Source organism: Streptomyces sp. NPDC002896, assembly GCF_040295225.1.
Lineage (GTDB): Bacteria > Actinomycetota > Actinomycetes > Streptomycetales > Streptomycetaceae > Streptomyces.
Map to the genome: position 1 here is coordinate 25,950 of NZ_JBEOVA010000012.1, position 20,486 is coordinate 46,435.

Genomic DNA, 20,486 nt, shown 5'->3' on the forward strand with positions numbered 1-20,486 from the left:
TCGGTTTCCTTCCTTTCGGCTGCAGCCGTCTCGTCAGCCGGTGGCGGCTCAGCCGGACCAGTAGAACAGCCGCGGTCACCCGGCTGCGGACTCCGGCAGCGCCTCGCCCGTCTCCAGCAGCGTCTTGAGGCTGGACAGCAGCGCGGGCCAGCCGCCGCGGATCATGTCCAGGACGGTGCTCCCGGGGTCGAAGCCGTCGTGCACGACGGTCAGCTTGACCATCTGCCCGAGCGGTTCGATCTCGAACGTCACCTTCGACCGGCGCTCGGCGGAGATCCTTGCGAGCACGTCGTCGCTCACCCCGACGGCCTTCGCCCACTCCGGTGTGAAGGTGTGCCAGGTGTAGGACAGGCGGCGGCCGGGCTCGGCCTCGAGGACGACCTGGGCGGGGTCGGCGGTCTTCTCGCCGCTCTGCTCCCAGACCATCGTCGAACCGGGAGTCCAGTCGGTCTCGAACGCCACGCCCCAGTAGCGGCGGGTGAACGCCGGGTCGGTCAGGGCCTGCCAGAGCCGTTCCGGTGTGGTGTTGATGTAGGTCGTGTAGACGAACTCGTTGCTGGTCATGGGTTCTTGCTCCAATGCTCGCTTGAGGTCGGCGAGCGCGCGCACCCGCTCACGGTCGTACTGGTCGATCCAGCGCTCGGCGATGGCGTTGATCGGTTCCGCGTTGAGGTAGTGCAGCTTCTCGCGGCCGCGCCACACCGTGGTCACCAGGTTCGCCGTCTCCAGTACCGCGAGGTGCTTGCTGACGGACTGGCGGGCCATGGCGAGCCCTGCGCACAGTTCGCGCAGGCTCTGCCCGTTGCGGGCGTTCAGGCTGTCCAGCAGTCGGCGGCGGCTGGGATCGGCCAGTGCCTTGAACACCTCGTCCATCGTCTCTCGCCACCCCATTCATGCAGCCATTCGGCTGCATAAAACATAGGCAGCCGCGTGGCTGCATGTCAACCGTGCCCCGTCACCTGCCGCCTCTGGTCTTCGCCTGACTCTGCCGGTCTTCGCGTAACGAGAAGACGTAACGAGGAAATAACGAAACCTACCGCCCTACAGGACTCCAGGTGCACGATGGGGGACGCCCAAGGGGCTTCAACGAGGAGGTGCCACCGTGGCGGAGACCCACGCAGACCAGGCCCGTGAGGCGGCGGTGCAGGCCGCGCTCGGCAAGCTCGACCTCGACGCCAAGGCGCGGCTGCTCGCCGGACAGGACATGTGGTCGCTGCCCGCGCTGCCGGAGATCGGGCTCGCGTCGCTCGTGATGTCCGACGGCCCCATCGGCGTCCGGGGCGTCCGCTGGACCGCCGACGACCCCTCCATCGCGCTGCCGTCCCCGACGGCGCTCGCCGCCACCTGGGACCCGGATCTCGCCCGCCGCGCCGGCACCCTGCTGGCGCAGGAGGCCCGCCGCAAGGGCGTCCACGTCCTCCTCGCGCCGACCGTGAATCTGCAGCGTTCCCCGCTCGGCGGCCGCCACTTCGAGGCGTACAGCGAGGACCCGTATCTCACGGGCCGTATCGGCACGGGCTATGTGCAGGGCGTGCAGTCCGGCGGCGTCGGCACCACCGTCAAGCACTTCGTGGCGAACGACGCCGAGACCGACCGCTTCACCGTGAACAACGTCGTCTCCGCCCGGGCCCTGCGCGAGCTGTACCTCGCGCCCTTCGAGGCCATCGTCGAAGACGCCCGCCCCTGGGGCATCATGACCGCATACAACGCGGTCAACGGCACGACGATGACCGAGCACCGCCACCTCGTGAACGAGATCCTCCGCGGCGAATGGGGCTTCGACGGCTTCAACGTCTCGGACTGGATGGCCGCCCGGTCGACGACCGGCACCATCGAGGGCGGCCTCGACGTCGCAATGCCGGGCCCGGTGACCGTGTACGGCGAGGCGCTGGCGGCCGCCGTCCGCGCGGGCGAGGTCGAGGAGGCGAAGGTCGACGAGGCCGTACGCAACGTCCTGCGGCTCGCCGCCCGCGTCGGCGCCCTCGAAGGCGCCGAACCGGTGGTGGCCGAGCCGCCCGCCGAGATCGACGGGGAGGCCCTGGCCCGCGAGATCGCCCGCCGCTCCTTCGTGCTCGTACGGAATGAGGCCACGGGCGAAGGGCGCCCCATCCTCCCCATCGATCCGTCCCGCGGACGTAAGATCGCGCTGCTCGGCGCCGCCGCCCGCGACGCGCGCGTGCTGGGCGGCGGCTCCGCGACCGTCTTCCCGAGGCGCATCGTCTCCCCGCTCGACGGCCTCACCGCCGCACTGCCCGCCGGCGCCGTGACGTACGCGCTCGGCGCCGATCCCACCGAGGAACTCGCCGCCGCCGGCAAGGGGTTCGAGCTGCGTGCCGTCTGCCGCGACGCCGCGGGCGAGATCATCGGTACGGCGTCCGTGCCGGGCGGCCAGATCCAGTGGCTCGGCGACGACCTGCCCGAGGGGGTCACCTACGACGCCCTGCACAGCGTCGAACTCAGCGGCACCTTCACCCCGCGTGAGAGCGGCGCCCACTCCTTCGGCACCCGCGGTCTCGGCGGCTTCCGGCTCACCGTCGCGGGCGAGGTGCTCTTCGAGGGTGTGCAGGGGCTCGGGCCGGAGTCGGATCCGTTCGAGGCGTTCTTCGGCGCACCGGTCGAGCGCGGCCGCGCCGAGCTCACGGTGGGCGAGCCGGTCGAGGTCTCCCTCCATCACGTCGTCGCCAAGATCGACGACGCCCCCATCCAAGCCGTCGGCTTCTCCCTCGTCCACCGCGAGCCGCAGCGCGACGCCGACGAGCTGATCGCCGAGGCCGTCGAGGCCGCGCGCAGCGCCGACGCGGCGATCGTGGTCGTCGCCACCACCGACCGTGTGGAGTCCGAGGGCTTCGACCGCACGGACCTGAGGCTCCCCGGCCGCCAGGACGATCTCGTACGGGCCGTGGCCGCCGTCAACCCCAACACGGTCGTGGTCGTCAACTCCGGCTCCCCGGTGGAGCTGCCGTGGCGCGAGGACGTCGCGGCTGTCCTGCTCAGCTGGTTCCCGGGCCAGGAAGGCGGCGCCGCGCTGGCCGACGTCCTGCTCGGCGCGTACGAACCGGGCGGCCGGCTGCCCACCACCTGGCCCGCGACGCTGGAGGACGCCCCGGTCACCCAGGTCACCCCGACCGACGGTGAACTCCGCTACTCCGAGGATGTGTTCATCGGCTACCGCGCCTGGGACAAGACGGGCACGACCCCCGCGTACCCCTTCGGCCACGGCCTCGGCTACACCGACTGGACGTACGAATCGATCGAGGCGGACGGCCCGACGGTGACGGTGCGCGTCCGGAACTCCGGTGAGCGCGTGGGCCGCGAGGTCGTCCAGGTCTACGTCGCGCCGGTCGAGGTCGGCGCGGACAGGCAGGTGCGCCAGCTGGCCGGTTTCGCGGGCGTCGAAGCGGCGCCCGGCGAGACCGCCGAGGTCACCGTCCCACTCCGGCGCCGGGCCTTCGAGATCTGGGACGAGCAGTCCGGCGCGTGGACGGTGGTGAAGGGTGCGTACGAGATCCAGGCGGGCCGGTCGGTCGCCGACCGCTGCCTGAGCGCGACGATCGAGGTGTGAGCGCGACGATCGAGGTCTGAGTACGCGGTGTTGCGGGGTCCGTCAGTCCCGGACCCCGAACCCGAACACCGTTTCCGACCGGAACACCTCGCCCGGCCGCAGCACGGTGCTCGGGAACTCCGGCCGGTTGGGGGAGTCGGGGAAGTGCTGGGTCTCCAGGGCGACACCGGCGCCCGGGGCGTACGGATCGCCGTCGAGGTGGTCCGCCGTGTACAGCTGGAGGCCCGGCTCGGTCGTGGCGACGGTCAGCACCCGTCCGGACGCCGGGTCGTACAGCTCCGCGACCTGCTCGGAAGCGCTGGTGACCCCCTTGTCGAGCACGAAGTTGTGGTCGTATCCGCCGCCGACCTTCCGTGGAGCGCGGAAGTCGAACCGGGTCCCCTCGACGTCCGACAGCTCACCGGTCGGGATCAGGTCCGCGTCGACCGGCGTGTACCGGGACGCCGCGATCTGCACCTCGTGCGCGGCCGCGGCCGCGGAACCGGCGTCGGCCAGGTTCCAGTAGCTGTGGTTCGTCAGGTTCACCACGGTCGGTGCGTCGGTGACCGCCTCGTACGCGATGCGCAGCGCGCCCGACTCGTCCAGCGAGTACGTCGCGGAGACCTCCAGGCGGCCCGGGAAGCCCTCCTCGCCATGCGGGCTCACCCGCGACAGCCGCACTCCGTGCTCCATGGGTTCCGCGTCCCACACGCGCCGGTCGAAGCCCTCCTCGCCGCCGTGCAGGCTGTTCGGCCCGTTGTTCTGCGCCAGGTGGTAGATGTCGCCGTCCAGCGCGAAACGGCCGTTCGCGATCCGGTTCGCATAGCGTCCGACCAGCGCGCCGAAGTACGGCCCGGGGTTCTCCAGATAGCCCTGGAGATCGGGCAGCGCCAGCGCCACCTGGGCACTGCGCCCGTCCCGGTCAGGGACCTCGGCCGACTGCACGATCCCGCCGTACGTCAGGACGCGCACGCGCACACCGCCCCGTTCCAGGGTCCAGCGGTGGACGGGCGTGCCGTCGGGAAGCGTGCCGAAGAGTTCGCTGTGCATGATCAGGACCCTACGCCCGGGCCGGTGGCGGCGCGTGATCAGGGCACCCGGATACGGCCCGTACTACTCGGGCGGGTTCGTCGCCGTCACCGTGCGGTAGGCGATGGCGGCCAGCCGCGCCTGTCCGTCCCTGCTGGGGTGGAACCAGTCCCAGTGGCTCAACTGCTGGGTGCTGAACCGGTACTCGAAGACCGCCCCGCCGTCGAACCGGCAGTGGTCGTCCCGCGCGCAGACGTCCTTCAGCACCTTGTTGTAGGCGACCACGCGCTTCTGCACGGTGTCCCGGCGCTTCATCGCGGCCGCGTCCACCACGTCGGCGTCGCCCAGCATGGACGGGCAGATGCCCAGCTTCCACACCTGCTTGCCCATCGGATTGGTGCGCCCCTGCGACCAGAGCCGCTTCAGGTTCGGCACGCTCGCCACGTACACCTGGGCCTTGGGCAGCTCGCGGCGCAGCGTCCGCATCGCGTCCTCGAACTGGTCGCGGAAGTCGTCCACCGAGGTCATCGCGGACGTCGACTCGCGGCAAGCGTCGTTGGCGCCGGCCATCACCGCCACCAGTTGGGGACGGCGCGCCGCCGCCTTCGCCATCTGCGCGGCCACGTCCGCCATCCGGGCGCCGGTCACGGCGTAGTTCCAACTGTGTGCGGCCGCGCGCTGCTTCCCCAGCAGCCGCACCGCCAGGCTGCGCACCGTCTTGTCACTGCCCGTCGCCCAGGACACCTCGGGACAGTCGGAAAGCACCGAACACGCGTCGAACCCGCGGGTGATGGAGTCCCCCACGGCGGCCACCGAGGACGGGCTGCGGTCCCACGTCGGCGTGGGCTTGGCGGACGCCGTCCCTCGCTTCGAGGAGCCGTGCGGACCGGGGGAGTTGCCACCGGTGATGTCGCAGGCGGCCAGTCCCGCGGCGCCCAGAAGAACCGCCGTCACCCCGGCGACGGCGGCACGCACGCGGTGGCTGCGCTTCCGCATCCCTGCTCCCCTCTGTCGTTCGGGCCACCCCCTGGGAACGTCGCACGCGGGGCGGCCGTTCCCGGGACCGTACGCGAACGGATCCCCGGACCGGACGCGATCGCGGGCGCCCCGGCACCCGGGCGGCGGCACTCGGGGGTCCCGCCGAGTGAATGCCGGGCGTTTCCCGGCAGCGGGACCGACGGTACGTCACACTCCTTGCCCCGCTGCACGGTAGCCTCGGCCCCGTGGCGCCCGGCCACTGCCGGCTCGGCAGCGACAGGGCCGCCGGTCCACCCCGTGGGCACCCCGCTGTACCGGTTCCGCTAAATTACAACAAGTCTGCTCTGTCCCTTTTGAGAAAAATCGCTTGGCACGGGCGCGAGGCCGTCGGCAGACGGCGCACCTCGTCCCACCCTGGAGGTCCCGGTGACGACACGTGGAGTTCTGTACGTGCACTCCGCGCCGCGCGCGCTGTGCCCGCACATCGAGTGGGCAGTCGCGGGCGTGCTCGGCACGCGCGTCAACCTCGACTGGATCAGGCAGCCCGCGTCGCCGGGCACCTGGCGGTCCGAGTTCTCCTGGCAGGGCCAGGTGGGCACCGCCTCCAAGCTCGCCTCCGCGCTGCGCGGCTGGCATCTGCTGCGCTTCGAGGTCACGGCCGAGCCCTGCGCCACGGCCGAGGGCGAACGCTACAGCGCCACGCCCGAGCTGGGCATCTTCCACGCCGTCACCGGCATCCACGGCGACATCCTGATCCCCGAGGACCGGCTGCGCGCCGCACTCGCCCGCGCCCAGCACGGCGAGACCGACCTCGAAGCGGAGATCGCCAAGCTCCTCGGCAAGCCCTGGGACGACGAACTGGAGCCCTTCCGGTACGCGGGCGAGGGCGCACCGGTGCGGTGGCTGCACCAGGTCGTCTGACGGCACCTCACGCATACATCTGACGGGACCTCACCGACACGCCGAAGGGCCCCCACCGCCTGGTGGGGGCCCTTCGACTACGTACGACGCTTACGTACGACCAGCTCAGACCGTACGGAACGCCAGCACCACGTTGTGGCCGCCGAAGCCGAACGAGTCGTTCAGGGCCGCGATCCGGCCCTCGGGCAGGGCGCGGGCCTCGCCGCGGACCACGTCGGCGTTGACCTCGGGGTCGAGGTTGTCGATGTTGATGGTCGGCGGGGCGATGCGGTGCTGGAGCGCGAGGACCGTGGCCACGGTCTCCACGCCGCCGGCGCCGCCCAGCAGGTGACCGGTCATCGACTTCGTACCGGAGATCGCCATGTGGTCGACGTCGTCGCCGAACACCTTGCGCAGCGCCTTGATCTCGGCGACGTCGCCCTGCGGCGTCGACGTGGCGTGCGCGTTGATGTGCACGATCTCGGCGGGCTTGAGGTCGGTCGCGTCGAGGAGGTTCTGCAGGGCGTGCGCGATGCCGTTGCCGGAGGGCTCGGGCTGCGTGATGTGGTGGCCGTCGGCCGAGATGCCCTGGCCGATCGCCTCGGCGTAGATCCTGGCGCCGCGGGCCTTGGCGTGCTCCTCCGACTCGAGGATGACCACGCCGGCACCCTCGCCGAGGACGAAGCCGTCACGGCCCGAGTCGTAGGGGCGCGAGGCGCCCTGCGGGTCGTCGTTGTTCTTGGACATCGCCATCATGTTGCCGAACGCGACGATCGGCAGCGGGTGGATGGCGGCCTCAGTGCCGCCCGCGACGACGACGTCCGCACGGCCGGTGCGGATCATCTCGATCGCGTAGCCGATGGCCTCCGCGCCGGACGCACAGGCGCTCACCGGGGTGTGGACACCGGCGCGGGCGCCCACCTCCAGGCCGACGTTGGCGGCCGGGGAGTTGGGCATCAGCATGGGGACGGTGTGCGGCGAGACGCGGCGTACGCCCTTCTCCCGCAGCACGTCGTACTGGTCGAGGAGGGTCGTCACGCCGCCGATGCCGGAGGCGATGACCGCGCCCAGACGGTCGGGGTTGACGGACGCGTCCTCGCCGGCCTTGCCGGTGAAACCGGCGTCCTTCCAGGCCTCCTGAGCCGCGATCAGCGCGAACTGCGCCGAGCGGTCCAGCTTGCGGGCCTGCGGCCGAGGGATGATCTCACCCGGGTCGACGGCGATCTGCGCGGCGATACGGACCGGGAGGTCGGCGGCCCACTCCTGCTCGAGGATGCTGACGCCGGAACGGCCGGCGACCAGGGCCTCCCAGGTGGAGGCCGCGTCGCCACCCAGCGGTGTGGTTGCGCCGATACCGGTGACGACCACGGTGCGATTGGTCGAGCTCACAGGAATTCTTTCTCCAACGGATACGAAGGTTCAGCGGCGCCACCGCCGGGTGGCGGAGCGGCGGGCACATGGTCCGTGATCCGGGCACACGGCCCGTGATCGCGGACGCAAGCCCTTGATCGGTCGATCAGGCCTGGTGCTTGAGGATGTAGTCGACGGCGTCGCCGACGGTCTTGAGGTTCTTGACGTCGTCGTCCGGGATCTTGACGTCGAAGCGCTCTTCGGCGGCGACGACGACCTCGACCATCGACAGCGAGTCGACGTCCAGGTCATCGGTGAAGGACTTGTCCAGCTGGACGTCCTCGGTGGGGATCCCGGCGATCTCGTTCACGATCTCGGCGAGACCGGCGACGATCTCTTCCTGAGTGGCGGCCATGTTGGCGCTCCTTCGCTGTATCCAGAGGGTGTGGCGGTTTCCGCCCGGAAAAGTCCGGACGGTGCCTAGGGGAGGGTAACGACCGTTGCGGCGTATGCGAGACCCGCCCCGAAGCCGATGACGAGCGCGGTGTCGCCGCTCTTCGCCTCGCCGGTCGCCAGAAGCCGCTCCATCGCGAGCGGAATCGAGGCGGCCGAGGTGTTGCCGGTGGTCTCCACGTCACGGGCGACCGTGACGTGCTCCGGCAGCTTGAGAGTCTTCACCATCGAGTCGATGATCCGCATGTTGGCCTGGTGCGGAATGAAGACGTCCAGGTCGTCCGGGGCGATTCCGGCCGCGTCCAGCGCCTGCTGCGCGACCTTCGCCATCTCGAACACGGCCCAGCGGAACACCGCCTGGCCCTGCTGCGTGATCGCGGGGAACTTGATCTCGCCCTTGTCGTCGAGCGGCAGATTGGCCACGTCGCCGACGCGGAAGCGGTCCCACGGGACGGTCTGCTTGATCGTCTCGGACTTGTCGCCCTCCGAACCCCACACGGTGGGGCCGATGTTGGGCTCCTGGGACGGGCCGACGACGACCGCGCCGGCGCCGTCGCCGAACAGGAAGGCCGTCGCGCGGTCCTCCAGGTCGGTCAGGTCGCTGAGCCGCTCGACGCCGATGACGAGCACGTACTCCGCGGAGCCCTCGACGACCAGGCCCTTGGCGAGCGTCAGGCCGTAACCGAAGCCCGCGCAGCCGGCCGAGATGTCGAACGCGGCGGCCTTGTTCGTGCCGATCTTGTCGGCGATCTCTGTGGCGACGGCCGGGGTCTGGCTGAAGTGCGAGACGGTGGAGACGACTACGGCCCCGATCTGCTCGGCCGTGATCCCGGCATCGGCGATCGCCTTGCCGGAGGCCTCGATCGACATGGCCGCGACGGTCTCCTCGGGGGATGCCCAGTGGCGGGTCGCGATGCCGGAGCGCGAGCGGATCCACTCGTCGGACGAGTCGATCTTCTCAAGGATCACCTCATTGGGCACCACCCGGGTCGGACGGTAGCCGCCGACGCCGAGGATGCGCGCATACGGGGAACCCTTGCTGGGCTTGATCTTCGACATGCTCCGGGGCTCCTTCTCAGGCCGTCTGCGCGCTGTGCTCGGCGATGAGTTCGCGGGCAGCGTCCAGGTCGTCGGGGGTCTTCAGCGCCAGCGTCTGCACACCCGGCAGCGCGCGCTTGGCGAGGCCGGTCAGCGTCCCGCCCGGGCACACCTCAAGGAGCGCGGTCACACCCAGCTTCTGGAACGTCTCCATGCACAGGTCCCAGCGGACCGGATTGGCGACCTGGCCGACCAGGCGCGAGACGACCTCGGCACCGGTCTCGACCGCCTGGCCGTCCTTGTTCGAGACGTACGTGACCGTCGGGTCGGCGGGCACCAGGGCCTCCGCCGCCTCGGCGAGCTTCTCGACCGCGGGCGCCATGTGCCGGGTGTGGAAGGCACCGGCGACCTGCAGGGGAACCACGCGGCGCACGCCTTCGGGCTTGTCCTCGGCCAGTGCGGCCAGCTGCTCGACGGTGCCGGCGGCCACGATCTGGCCCGCGCCGTTCACGTTCGCCGGGGTCAGGCCGAGCTTCTCCAGGTGCGGGACCACGGTCTCGGGGTCCCCGCCCAGCATGGCGGACATGCCGGTCTGCGTGATGGCGGCGGCCTCGGCCATGGCCAGTCCCCGCTTGCGTACGAGCTGGAGGGCGGCAGTGTCGTCCAGGACGCCCGCGAACGCGGCCGCGGTGATCTCGCCGACGCTGTGGCCTGCGACCGCGCCCGGCGTGACCTCCAGGGCGGAGGCCGACAGCAGACCGGCGGCGACCAGCAGCGGCTGGGCCACGGCGGTGTCGCGGATCGCGTCCGCGTCGGCCTGCGTGCCGTAGTGGGCGAGGTCGAGCCCGATGGCGTCCGACCATGCGGCGATGCGGTCGGCGGCGCCGGGAAGTTCGAGCCAGGGGGTCAGGAAGCCGGGCGTCTGGGCGCCTTGGCCGGGAGCGACGAGTACGAGCACTCTCACACTCTCTCTTGCGGACGGCCGCAGCCGCCCGTGGGGACAGGGACGAAGAACCGCAGGGGGAATTGTAGGCCCCCGACAAATGGCTACGACTGAGGATCGCCGTTGGTCAGGCGCCCGAGGATCAGGGCGATGCGCAGCGTGAACGCGGAGCGTACATCGGAGGGCGACCAGCCGGTGACGTCAGTCACACGTCGGAGCCGGTAGCGAACGGTGTTCGGGTGAACGAAAAGCATCCGGGCAGCCCCTTCGAGGGAGCTCGCCTGCTCCAGGTAGACGCTCAGAGTCTCGAGGAGTGCCGAACCGGCCTCCTCCAGCGGTCTGTAGATCTCCTCCACCAGTTGTTCGCGTGCGGAGGGATCCATGGCGATCGCACGCTCAGGGAGCAGATCGTCGGCGAGCACCGGACGGGGAGCGTCCTGCCATGCGGAGCACGCCTTGAGTCCCGCCGCCGCGGCCTGCGCGGATCTGGTGGCGGCCAGCAGGTCGGGGACGATGGGCCCGGCCACCACGGGTCCGGGGGCATACGGCCCGATCAGCGCCTTCGCGACGCGCAGCGGATTGTCGTCGCCGCCCGCGATGACGACCAGGCGGTCGCCCAGCACCCCGGTGAGGACCTGCAGCTTGGCATGGCGGGCCGCGCGGCGGATCGCCTCGACGGTCAGCTCGCTGTCACCGTCCGGTGCCGTGCCCAGCACCACGCACACATGCTCGGGGGAGTTCCAGCCGAGGGCGGCGGCCCGGGAGACGGCGCCCTCGTCGGCCTCGCCGGAGAGCACCGCGTTCACCACCAGCGACTCCAGGCGGGCGTCCCATGCACCGCGGGCCTCGGCCGCCTGCGCGTACACCTGCGCGGTGGCGAAGGCGATCTCCCGCGCGTAGACGAGCAGCGCCTCCCGCAGGACGGACTCGTCCCCGGGCGCCGCGACCTCCTCGATCGCGGACTCCATCACCTCGATGGTCGTACGCACCATCTCGACGGTCTGCCGCAGGGTGATCGCCCTGGTCAGCTCGCGCGGCGCCGTACCGAAGACGTCCGTGGAGATCGCCTGGGGCGCGTCCGGGTGCCGGAACCACTCGGTGAACGCGGCGATACCGGCCTGTGCGACCAGACCGATCCAGGAACGGTTCTCCGGGGGCATCGCCCGGTACCACGGCAGCGTCTCGTCCATCCGCGCGATGGCCTGGGCGGCGAGGCTGCCGGAGGATTTCTCCAGCCGCTTCAGGGTCGCGGCGTGCGGATGCGGGACGGATGCTGAATGCGCAGGGAGCGCGGTTTCTGGTTCGGGCACATGGACAAGACTGCCTCATCCGGACGGACGGGCCGCCAGTCGGGTCTACCGTGGAATCCGTGATGGACGTACGGCGCGCGGGCGAGCGCTATCGAGGAGGGGACCCGGCCACCGGGATCGAGTCCCTGCACGCCTTCTCCTTCGGGCCCCACTACGACCCCGGCAATCTGCGCTTCGGCGCCGTCATCGCCTGCAACGAGGAGCGCCTCGCGCCCGGCGCCGGCTTCACCGAGCACCCGCACAGCCACACCGAGATCGTGACCTGGGTCGTCGAGGGCGAACTCACACACCGCGACTCACAGGGCCACGAGTCCGTCGTACGGTCCGGCGACGTGCAGCGCCTCAGCGCGGGCGGCGGCGTACGGCACGTCGAACGCAACGACGGCGCCGCCCCGCTGGTCTTCATCCAGATGTGGCTGGCCCCCGCGGAACCGGGCGGCGACCCCGCGTACGAGGTCGTGCACGGCATCGCGGACTCGACGCCGTACGCCGTGCCCGAGGCGGGCGCGATGCTGCACGTACGACGTCTGACGGCGGGGGAGCGCACCGCCGTACCGGACGCCGCCTTCGCGTACGTACACGTGGTACGGGGCGAAGTCCGCCTGGACAGCGTGGTGTTGACCGATGGCGACTCGGCCCGCATCGGCGACGCGAAGGGCCTGGAACTGGAGGCGGGGGCGGAGGGCCCGGCGGAGGTCCTGGTGTGGGAGATGGCAGCAGTTGACTGAGTCCGCTACAGCTGTGGGCAGGCGTTCCGCACGGGGCGATGGGGGTCCCCCCTGCTCGAGCGGAGCCGAGAGCTTGGGGGAGGGTGGGCACAGCGGAACCCCGCGACGCCGGGCAACGCCTTGAAACCCCCGAGCAACCCCGTCCAACCTCAGCCGTCAGAGCTCGGCAAGCACCGCATCCGTAAAAGCGGGCCAAGCCTCAACAGCCCAGGGCCCGAACGCCCGATCCGTGAGGGCCACGCAAGCGACCCCCGCGACGGGGTCGATCCACAGGAACGTCCCCGACTGGCCGAAGTGCCCGAAGGTGCGGGGCGAGGACGAACTTCCCGTCCAGTGGGGCGACTTGCCGTCCCGGATCTCGAACCCGAGCCCCCAGTCGTTGGGGTTCTGATGCCCGTACCCGGGCAGGACCCCCTTCGTCCCCGGATACTGCACGGTCATCGCCTCGGCCACCGTCCGCGGGTCGAGCAACCGCGGCGCCTGCACCTCGGCCGCGAACCGGACCAGGTCGTCGACCGTCGAGACGCCGTCCTTGGCGGGAGACCCGTCGAGCGTCGTGGAGGCCATGCCGAGCGGCTCGAGGACGGCCTGCCGGGCGTACTCGGCGAACGGGATCTCCGTCGCCTTCGCGACATGATCGCCAAGCACCTCGAAGCCCGCGTTCGAGTACAGCCGCCGCATCCCCGGCGCCGCCGTCACCCGGTGCTCGTCGAAGGCGAGCCCGGACGTGTGGGCCAGCAGATGCCGCACCGTCGACCCCTCGGGCCCGGCCGGCTCGTCGAGTTCGATCGCACCCTCTTCGTACGCGACCAGCGCCGCGTACGCCGCGAGGGGCTTGGTGACCGAGGCGAGCGGGAAGCGGTGGCCCGTGGGGCCGTGCGAGCCCAGGAGCGCCCCGTCCGCGCGGACGACGGCCGCGGCCGCGGTCGGGACCGGCCAGTTCTCGATCAACGCAAGGCTCTGCATGCGTACGAGCGTAAGTGCCTTACAAGATCAGCCGCATCGAGGGGTCCGGCTTGCGTACGAAACCGAGCGAGGCGTACAGCGGCTCAGCCTCCGCGGACGCGTTGAGGTCCACGCTGCCCGCGCCGCGCTCACGGAACCAGTCGAGCAGCGCGCCCATGCACGCGCGTGCGTACCCCTTCCGCCGCTGGTCCGGGTCCGTGGCGACGCTGAAGACGTAACCCACCGCGCCGTGCGGATTGCCCGCGCGGCCGATCCGGTACTCCATCGTCCCGGCCACCATCGTCGCCAGCACACCCGGCCGGTCCGGATGGTCGACGACGAAGGCCGCGAAGTCCCCGTCGGGGTCCGCGAGTCTGCCGCGTATCGTGATGATCGATGCCGCATGCCAGTCGGTCGGCTCGCCCTTGGCGAAGGCCGAGTCGATCATGATCTGACGCAGCCTCAGTATTTCCTCTGCGTCCTCGGGCCCGGCGCGGCGTACAAGACTCATGATCGGCACCGTAGCGACCGGGGGCTGGGCCGTCCCCCGATTTTTCCCGCGGCTTTGACCGGTTCCGCTTGCTTGGAGTCCACTCCAAGGTCATAGCGTGGAGGACATGACGGTGATGGAAACCACAGCCACACCCATACTGACCACGACCAAGACCAAGAACGCCGCCAAAGCGCGCAGAACCGGCACCTCGGCTGTCGGCGCCTCGGCCGTCGGCAGGAGCGACCCCCAGGGCGACGCCAGGGCCGATGCCTGCGCCTCGGCGCCGCAGGCGCATCCGCGCCCGGACGGTCAGGACCGCTACACGATCAGCGAGGTCGTCGCCTTCACGGGCCTGACCGCGCACACTCTGCGCTGGTACGAGCGGATCGGGCTGATGCCCGACATCAACCGCTCGCACACCGGGCAGCGCCGCTACAGCAACCGCGACCTGGACTGGCTCTCCTTCGTCGGAAAGCTCCGCCTGACCGGTATGCCCGTCGCGGACATGGTCCGCTACGCCGAGCTGGTGCGCGAGGGCGACCACACCTTCCACGAGCGGCAGGAGCTGCTGGAGTCGACCCGCAGGGACGTTCTGTCCCGTATCGCCGAGCTCCAGGACACCCTGGCCGTGCTCGACCACAAGATCCAGTTCTATGGCGGCGCCCGACAGGCGCCGGAGAGGGCTTGAGCCTGATGAGTGGTATGCCGACGACGCAGCTGGGAACCGGCGGACCCGAGGTGGGCGCCCAGGGCCTCGGCTGCATGGGAATGAGCTTCGCCTACGGTCCGACGGACGCGGACGAGGCCCGGGCCACCCTCGAGCGCGCCCTCGAACTCGGGGTCACGCTGTACGACACCGCCGACGCGTACGGCATGGGCGAGAACGAGAAGTTCCTGTCGCCCTTCGTCAAGGCGCACCGGGACGAGCTCGTCATCGCGACGAAGTTCGCCCTGTCCATCCCGCCGGAAGACCCCACGAAGCGGATCATCCGCAACGACGCGCCCTACATCCGCGAGGCCGTCGACGCCAGCCTCCGGCGCCTGGACATCGACGTCATCGACCTCTACTACATGCACCGCCGCGACCCGGACGTGCCGATCGAGGAGACGGTCGGCGTCATGGCCGAACTCGTCGCCGCCGGCAAGGTCAAGCACCTCGGCCTCAGCGAGGTCACCGGCTCGGAGCTGCGCGCCGCCCAGGCCGTCCATCCGATCGCCGCTGTGCAGTCCGAGTGGTCGCTGTTCAGCCGCGACATCGAGGAGGGCGTGGTCCCGGCCGCCGCCGAGCTGGGCGTGGCCCTCGTGCCGTACTCGCCGCTCGGCCGCGGCTTCCTCACCGGCTCGTTCGTCAACGCGGACAAGGACCTCAGCGCCGACGACTTCCGCCGCCAGCAGCCCCGCTTCACCGGCGACAACGCGGCGGCCAACGCCGCTCTGCTGGAGCCGGTGCACGCCGTCGCCGACGCGCACGGTGCCTCGCTCGGCCAGATCGCGCTGGCCTGGGTGCAGCAGCGGGCCGGCGTCCACGGGCTGCCCGTCGTCCCCATTCCGGGCACCCGCAAGCGCACCCGCGTCGAGGAGAACGCCGCCGCCACGCGCATCACCCTCACGGACGACGAGCTCGCGCTTCTGGAGCCCATCGCGGCCAAGGTCGCGGGAGACCGCTACCCGGACATGTCGTTCACGTCGGCGGGGCGGGAGTAACGCGGGCCGCGCGCCGACCGGGGAATGCGTACGCGCCGGGCCGCTTCGGCTCGGCGCGTAGCCGAGGCGGCCGGGCTCCCGCCGTGTGCCACTCCGTGCGCCCGGTTCGAGGCCCGCAGGCGCAGGTCCCGCGGGAACCGCGGACCCGGGGAGACGGGCCCGCTCACAGCTCCGCCAGCAACTCGGCCTTCTTCGTGGTGAACTCCTTGTCCGTCACCAGGCCCGCCTTGTGCAGTTCGCCGAGGTGGCGGATGCGGTCCGCGATGTCGGCCGGGTCGGGCCGCGCGGCCCGCGCCCCGGCGCCCGGCAGGGACCCGGCCGAAGCGGCAGCCGCGGACCCGGCTCCCGTGACCGCGGCCGGCCCGGAGGCCCGCACCGCCGCCAGTACCGACGCGGCGAAGGGCAGCGACTCGTGCACCGGCCCGTAGCCGAGCCCGAAGACCACCGACGCCGGATCCTGGTCCGCCTGCGCCGGCCGCACGCCGGACGACTCGCGGTGCAGCAGCCGCAGATGACCCTCGAAGACCTCGGGGGAGCGCCACTCCACCCCGCTGAGATCCGTCACCCGGAAACTCTGGTCGCCGGCCTTCCACTTCGCCGACGAAGCGCCCGTCCAGAACCACCGGAAGGCCACCGACTCGCCGTCGAACGAGGCCTTCCCGTCGTACGCCTTGAACTGCAGCGGCGGCTCGGGCGCGGACACGAGATAGCGCTCCGGGTATCCGGCGTCGTCGCGTACGTCCTGGGGCACGAGCACGGCCCGCAGTTCGTCCGCGTAGTACTCGGCGAGCGTCTCGCGCTCAGCCGGCAGCACCAGCCGGTACGGGTCGCCGCTCTCCTTGAGCTGGCCCGCGGCCGCCTCCATGAGCGGGTCGGCGCCGGGTCTGGGCACGGCGTGCAGCACGACGGTCCCGCGCTTCCCGGGAGTCAGGGTCACCGCCGCGATCGCCTCGTGGGGGATGCAGCGCTCACCGAGCGCCTGGAAGAGCTTGGGCGCCCTGATCCCCCGTTCGAAGCGGATGAGCACGGAGTCCGACTCGAACTCCCAGGCGGCATGAAATCCGGCCAGTACGTCACCCATGCGGCTCATCGTATGCGGCACGCGTGCGTGCGTCCCTCCCGCGACAGGCCGTTGTTTCTTCGATTTCTACGCGCGTCAGGTCGTCGTACTCCCGGACAGACCGCTCCGGCACGCGTCATCCTCGTGGGCGCACCGCACCGCCGCGTACGCACCGATGCCGATCTCGGCGAAGTTCGCGAGGCTCTGCGTGCCCGGCTCGAAGTAGCCCGCGTGGCCCGTCGCGCCCCGTGCCGACAGCACGCGTGCACCGAAGGCCGCGGAGACCGGATCGGCACCGTGACCGAACCCGCCGACCTCCATGTACGGCACGTCCTGGATCCAGTCGTCGCTGTCCCGCATGGCCCAGACCCGCGCACCCGTGCCCAGCTTCGAGGCCTTGTCCGCACGCATGCCCGGACTGCCCGCGACGGCTATGTCGGTGACCCGGTCCGGCAGGTCGTGGGCCGCGACGCCGCACACCACGGAGCCGTAACTGTGGCAGTACAGGGCGACGGTGGAGCGGCCGGGCAGCGCCCGCACCAGCGCGTTCAGGCGCACCGCCCCGCTCTCGGCCCGCATGGCCGTGGCCGCCTCCACGCCGAGCCCGGCGGGCGCCGTGTAGTCGGCCCAGGCGATCACGGCCGTACGGCTCCCGTGGCCCGCCGAGCGCTCCGCGCGGTACAGGGCCCGGGCCATGCCCACGGGGGCCGTGTACTTGCGGTCGCTCCGCTGGAAGGTCAGCAGATTGGTGTCCACCCCGGGCACCACCACCGACACGCGCTTGGCCTTGTCGAGATTCCCGATGACCTCGGCGACGCGTCCGGCACCCATGGGGTCGAAGGCGAGGATCTTGCGGCCCGGCCGCATCAGCGACTCCAGCCGGTGCATCCGCCGGCCCGCGTCCTGCTGGCCGGCGGCGGAGAGCCTCCTGTCGTGCATACGCCCGTGCTCGATCGTGCGCGCCTGCTCGAGGGCGATGCGGTTCGCGCGATAGCGCAGCTTCACCGGGGCACCGTTCATGTTGCCCACCGCGAGCGGGTAGCGGTGGGCGAGGCCGGTGCGCTGGTGCACGCTGAGCGAGGCGAAGAAGCGGGCGATCCGCTGCGGCGACGAGTCGAGGCCGGGCAGCCGGCGCCCGTCCAGGTGACCGTGGGCCCAGGCCGACCGGGCGGCCTCTATAGGCGACGAAGTGCCCCGGTGGTGGCGCACGGCCGTCCAGCCGGTCGTGGCCAGCATGACGAAAACGACGGCGAGCGCAAGCAGCGCGCGCCAAACGTTGAGTTGCGGGGGCGAGTCCAAAGAAGTCACTGCGGGACACCCTAGGAGAACCGCACCCCAACCCGTGCAACGGGTGAGGCAGATCACGTTTCGCGAGGGGTAATTGGGTTAAACCGGGCGCACCTTGCACGAAGTCATCACAGAGCGTGCGTGCCACTTCAGTCACATGTGTAACAAGAGCCTCTTGGCTCACGCCCTCGGAAGCCCTGACTCCTGGATCCGCCTGACCCTGAATGTCGAAGCCGCGCGGTCGTCTGACGGCGTCACCGCGCGCCCGGTCCCCCGCCCGCGGGTGCCGGCCCCCGGTCGGCGCGGTCCCAGTCCTCCGCCAACGCCGGTCCTATCTGGCCGAGATACGACTCGGTGAGCCCCCGGATCGACTCGATGCTGATGTCCTCGCCCGCGCCCCACAGCCGCCCGGTCAGCCGCATGACCCCGCTGAAGGCGGCCACCACGACACGGGGCCGCGGGTCGGTGTCCACGTCCAGGCCCTCACGCTCGGCGATCACGCGCGCGATCTGCTCCTCCAGCTCCGCGGAGCGGCGCAGATGGGCGGCGAGGAGGACGGGCGTCGACTCGATCAACTGGAAGGTGCGCATGTGCAGTTCGACCGGGACGACCGCCTCGATGGCCTCGCCGAGCGTGTTCCAGCTGTCGAGGACGGCACGGCGCAGCGCCTCCAAATGGGCCTCGTGCGCGGGCCTTTCGCGCACGGCCGCGACGAAGCGGGACTCGACCATGTCCTGGACGGCGAAGGCGGTCTCTTCCTTGTTGGCGAAGTACCGGAAGAACGTGCGCTGCGAGACGTCGACGGCGTCCGCGATCTCGTCCACGGTCGTCTGTTCGTACCCCTGGGTCGTGAAGAGCTCGAGCGCCGCGCGGAGCAGGGCGTCGCGCGTGCGCTGCTTCTTGCGTTCGCGCAGTCCGGGCCGCGCCGCCGCGTCAGCTGGTTCCGCTCGCTCCACGAGGTCCGCCGCCTGTTGCCGCGTCTTCACTCCAAAGGCCCCTTTTCGCCCGTTCGTGCAGTTCAGAATACCTGTGGGCAACGTGACAGTTACCGACTTGTGAAACCGTTTGTCAACTGTCAGTGACTGTCATAATGTCGGCCGCATGACTAGTCAGACCACCGTCGACAAGACCGGTCCGGCGGACGAGGCCCCGGCGGCCGCGCCCGCCCCGGCTCCGGCCACTGGGCTGCGCGGCCACCCATGGCTGACGCTCATCTCCGTCGCGATCGGCGTGATGATGGTCGCCCTGGACGGCACCATCGTGGCGATCGCCAACCCGGCCATCCAGAAGGACCTCGGGGCCTCGCTCGCCGACGTCCAGTGGATCACCAACGGCTACCTCCTCGCGCTCGCCGTCGCACTCATCACGGCAGGCAAGCTCGGCGACCGCTTCGGCCACCGGCAGACGTTCCTCATCGGCGTCGCGGGCTTCGCCCTCGCCTCCGGAGCCATCGGCCTCTCCAGCAGCGTCGCGCTCGTCATCGCGTTCCGCGTGCTCCAGGGCCTGTTCGGCGCGCTCCTCATGCCGGCCGCGCTCGGCCTGCTGCGGGCCACCTTCCCGGCCGAGAAGCTCAACATGGCGATCGGCATCTGGGGCATGGTCATCGGCGCCTCCACGGCAGGCGGCCCGATCCTCGGCGGTGTGCTCGTCGAGCACGTCAGCTGGCAGTCGGTGTTCTTCATCAACGTGCCGGTGGGCGTCCTCGCGCTCGCCCTCGGCCTGTGGATCCTCAAGGACCACCGCGCGGAGAACGCGCCGCGCTCCTTCGACATCCCCGGCATCGCGCTGCTGTCGGCCGCCATGTTCGCCCTCATCTGGGCGCTCATCAAGGCCGGTGACTCCTGGGGCTGGGACAGCGGCAAGACATGGGCGTACCTCGCCGCCTCGGTGGTCTGCTTCGCGCTCTTCGCCTTCTGGGAGACCAGGGTGAAGGAGCCGCTCATTCCGCTGGGCATGTTCCGCTCCGTGGCGCTCTCCGCGGGCACGGTGCTGATGGCGCTGATGGCCTTCGCCTTCATGGGCGGGCTGTTCTTCGTCACCTTCTACCTGCAGAACGTGCACGGCATGAGCCCGGTCGACAGCGGGCTGCACCTGCTGCCGCTGACGGCCATGATGATCGTCTCGTCGCCGCTCGCGGGCGCCCTGATCACCAAGTACGGCCCGCGCGTGCCGCTCGTCGGCGGCATGGTCCTGACGGCCGTCGCGATGTTCGGCATGACGACGCTGTCGACGGAGACCGGCACGCTGCCGATGTCCGTCTGGTTCGCCCTCCTGGGCCTCGGCCTCGCCCCGGTCATGGTGGGCGCCACCGAGGTCATCGTGGGCAACGCCCCGCTGGAGCTCTCCGGTGTCGCGGGCGGCCTGCAGCAGGCGGCCATGCAGGTGGGCGGCAGCCTCGGCACGGCGGTGCTGGGCGCCGTCATGTCGAACAAGGTCAACTCCGAGCTGGCGGACAACTGGAAGAGCGCCGGTCTGCCGGACGCACCGGCCCCCGGCCTCGACAAGGCCGCGGCCATCGGCTACGTCCCGGAGCAGATCGCCAAGGCGCAGGGCATGACGCCCGAGATCCTCGGCAGGATCACGGGAGTCATCCACGACACGTTCATGTCCGGCATGGGCCTGGCCTTCACGGTCGCCGGCATCGTCTCGGTCATCGCGGCCCTGGTCGCCGTGCTCACGAAGCGCGGCGCCAACGCGGAGGCCGGCGCGGGCGGAGTCCACATCTAG

At 70.9% G+C, this 20,486-nt stretch carries 19 protein-coding genes; 6 read left to right on the plus strand and 13 right to left on the minus strand.

Annotation, left to right across the window (positions count from 1 at the left end; translation table 11 throughout):
* Nucleotides 1-75 precede the first annotated feature (75 nt).
* Complete coding sequence (locus ABT009_RS23450; protein WP_351298143.1) at nucleotides 76-873, minus strand: ArsR/SmtB family transcription factor; 798 nt, start codon at nucleotides 871-873, stop codon at nucleotides 76-78.
* Nucleotides 874-1,102: 229 nt separating this feature from the next.
* On the opposite strand from ABT009_RS23450, the gene ABT009_RS23455 reads away from it, so the two are divergent.
* Complete coding sequence (locus ABT009_RS23455) at nucleotides 1,103-3,562, plus strand: glycoside hydrolase family 3 protein (RefSeq protein ID WP_351298146.1); 2,460 nt, start codon at nucleotides 1,103-1,105, stop codon at nucleotides 3,560-3,562.
* 42 nt (nucleotides 3,563-3,604) lie between these two features.
* Here the strand turns inward: ABT009_RS23455 and ABT009_RS23460 are convergent, their stop codons facing one another.
* Both ABT009_RS23460 and ABT009_RS23465 read right to left on the minus strand, forming a co-directional pair.
* Entirely contained in the window at nucleotides 3,605-4,591 is a 987-nt protein-coding gene (locus ABT009_RS23460) for an aldose epimerase family protein (protein ID WP_351298149.1), read from the minus strand.
* A 63-nt stretch (nucleotides 4,592-4,654) separates the two neighbouring features.
* Nucleotides 4,655-5,566 carry an SGNH/GDSL hydrolase family protein gene (locus tag ABT009_RS23465; RefSeq protein ID WP_351298152.1) on the minus strand — a complete coding sequence of 304 codons (912 nt, stop codon included), beginning with the start codon at nucleotides 5,564-5,566 and terminating at the stop codon, nucleotides 4,655-4,657.
* A gap of 408 nt (nucleotides 5,567-5,974) precedes the next feature.
* On the opposite strand from ABT009_RS23465, the gene ABT009_RS23470 reads away from it, so the two are divergent.
* On the plus strand, nucleotides 5,975-6,469 hold the full coding sequence (locus tag ABT009_RS23470) for a DUF3145 domain-containing protein (protein ID WP_351298154.1): 495 nt from the start codon (nucleotides 5,975-5,977) through the stop codon (nucleotides 6,467-6,469).
* A 105-nt stretch (nucleotides 6,470-6,574) separates the two neighbouring features.
* Here ABT009_RS23470 and fabF read toward each other — a convergent pair whose 3' ends face one another.
* From fabF to ABT009_RS23495, 5 genes are all read right to left on the minus strand, one after another.
* On the minus strand, nucleotides 6,575-7,837 hold the full coding sequence (fabF, locus tag ABT009_RS23475; RefSeq protein ID WP_351298157.1) for a beta-ketoacyl-ACP synthase II: 1,263 nt from the start codon (nucleotides 7,835-7,837) through the stop codon (nucleotides 6,575-6,577).
* Nucleotides 7,838-7,964: 127 nt separating this feature from the next.
* Complete coding sequence (locus tag ABT009_RS23480; protein ID WP_351298160.1) at nucleotides 7,965-8,213, minus strand: acyl carrier protein; 249 nt, start codon at nucleotides 8,211-8,213, stop codon at nucleotides 7,965-7,967.
* 65 nt (nucleotides 8,214-8,278) lie between these two features.
* Nucleotides 8,279-9,310, minus strand: a complete 1,032-nt coding sequence (locus ABT009_RS23485; RefSeq protein ID WP_351298163.1) for a ketoacyl-ACP synthase III — start codon at nucleotides 9,308-9,310, stop codon at nucleotides 8,279-8,281.
* A gap of 16 nt (nucleotides 9,311-9,326) precedes the next feature.
* Entirely contained in the window at nucleotides 9,327-10,247 is a 921-nt protein-coding gene (locus tag ABT009_RS23490; RefSeq protein WP_351298166.1) for an ACP S-malonyltransferase, read from the minus strand.
* A gap of 89 nt (nucleotides 10,248-10,336) precedes the next feature.
* The gene (locus ABT009_RS23495; protein WP_351298168.1) at nucleotides 10,337-11,542 is read right to left on the minus strand and encodes a PucR family transcriptional regulator; all 1,206 of its coding nucleotides are present in this window, start codon (nucleotides 11,540-11,542) and stop codon (nucleotides 10,337-10,339) included.
* Between the two features lie 62 nt (nucleotides 11,543-11,604).
* On the opposite strand from ABT009_RS23495, the gene ABT009_RS23500 reads away from it, so the two are divergent.
* Nucleotides 11,605-12,270, plus strand: coding sequence for a pirin family protein (locus ABT009_RS23500; protein WP_351298734.1), 666 nt, complete (start codon nucleotides 11,605-11,607; stop codon nucleotides 12,268-12,270).
* 156 nt (nucleotides 12,271-12,426) lie between these two features.
* On the opposite strand, the gene ABT009_RS23505 is transcribed toward ABT009_RS23500, so the two are convergent.
* Both ABT009_RS23505 and ABT009_RS23510 read right to left on the minus strand, forming a co-directional pair.
* On the minus strand, nucleotides 12,427-13,236 hold the full coding sequence (locus ABT009_RS23505; RefSeq protein WP_351298171.1) for a serine hydrolase domain-containing protein: 810 nt from the start codon (nucleotides 13,234-13,236) through the stop codon (nucleotides 12,427-12,429).
* Between the two features lie 19 nt (nucleotides 13,237-13,255).
* The gene (locus tag ABT009_RS23510; RefSeq protein ID WP_351298173.1) at nucleotides 13,256-13,726 is read right to left on the minus strand and encodes a GNAT family N-acetyltransferase; all 471 of its coding nucleotides are present in this window, start codon (nucleotides 13,724-13,726) and stop codon (nucleotides 13,256-13,258) included.
* A 106-nt stretch (nucleotides 13,727-13,832) separates the two neighbouring features.
* Here ABT009_RS23510 and ABT009_RS23515 point away from each other — a divergent pair, with 106 nt between their 5' ends.
* The gene (locus ABT009_RS23515; protein ID WP_351298176.1) at nucleotides 13,833-14,396 is read left to right on the plus strand and encodes a MerR family transcriptional regulator; all 564 of its coding nucleotides are present in this window, start codon (nucleotides 13,833-13,835) and stop codon (nucleotides 14,394-14,396) included.
* 5 nt (nucleotides 14,397-14,401) lie between these two features.
* Nucleotides 14,402-15,412: an aldo/keto reductase gene (locus tag ABT009_RS23520; RefSeq protein WP_351298737.1), complete on the plus strand. Its 1,011-nt coding sequence runs from the start codon at nucleotides 14,402-14,404 to the stop codon at nucleotides 15,410-15,412.
* 163 nt (nucleotides 15,413-15,575) lie between these two features.
* On the opposite strand, the gene ABT009_RS23525 is transcribed toward ABT009_RS23520, so the two are convergent.
* The 3 genes from ABT009_RS23525 to ABT009_RS23535 form a co-directional block, all read right to left on the minus strand.
* A complete protein-coding gene (locus tag ABT009_RS23525) occupies nucleotides 15,576-16,502 on the minus strand; it encodes a DUF4429 domain-containing protein (protein ID WP_351298740.1) in 927 nt (308 codons plus the stop codon).
* A gap of 66 nt (nucleotides 16,503-16,568) precedes the next feature.
* Entirely contained in the window at nucleotides 16,569-17,780 is a 1,212-nt protein-coding gene (locus tag ABT009_RS23530; RefSeq protein WP_351298179.1) for an alpha/beta hydrolase, read from the minus strand.
* Between the two features lie 233 nt (nucleotides 17,781-18,013).
* Entirely contained in the window at nucleotides 18,014-18,715 is a 702-nt protein-coding gene (locus ABT009_RS23535; RefSeq protein ID WP_351298743.1) for a TetR family transcriptional regulator, read from the minus strand.
* 145 nt (nucleotides 18,716-18,860) lie between these two features.
* On the opposite strand from ABT009_RS23535, the gene ABT009_RS23540 reads away from it, so the two are divergent.
* Complete coding sequence (locus ABT009_RS23540; RefSeq protein WP_351298181.1) at nucleotides 18,861-20,486, plus strand: MFS transporter; 1,626 nt, start codon at nucleotides 18,861-18,863, stop codon at nucleotides 20,484-20,486.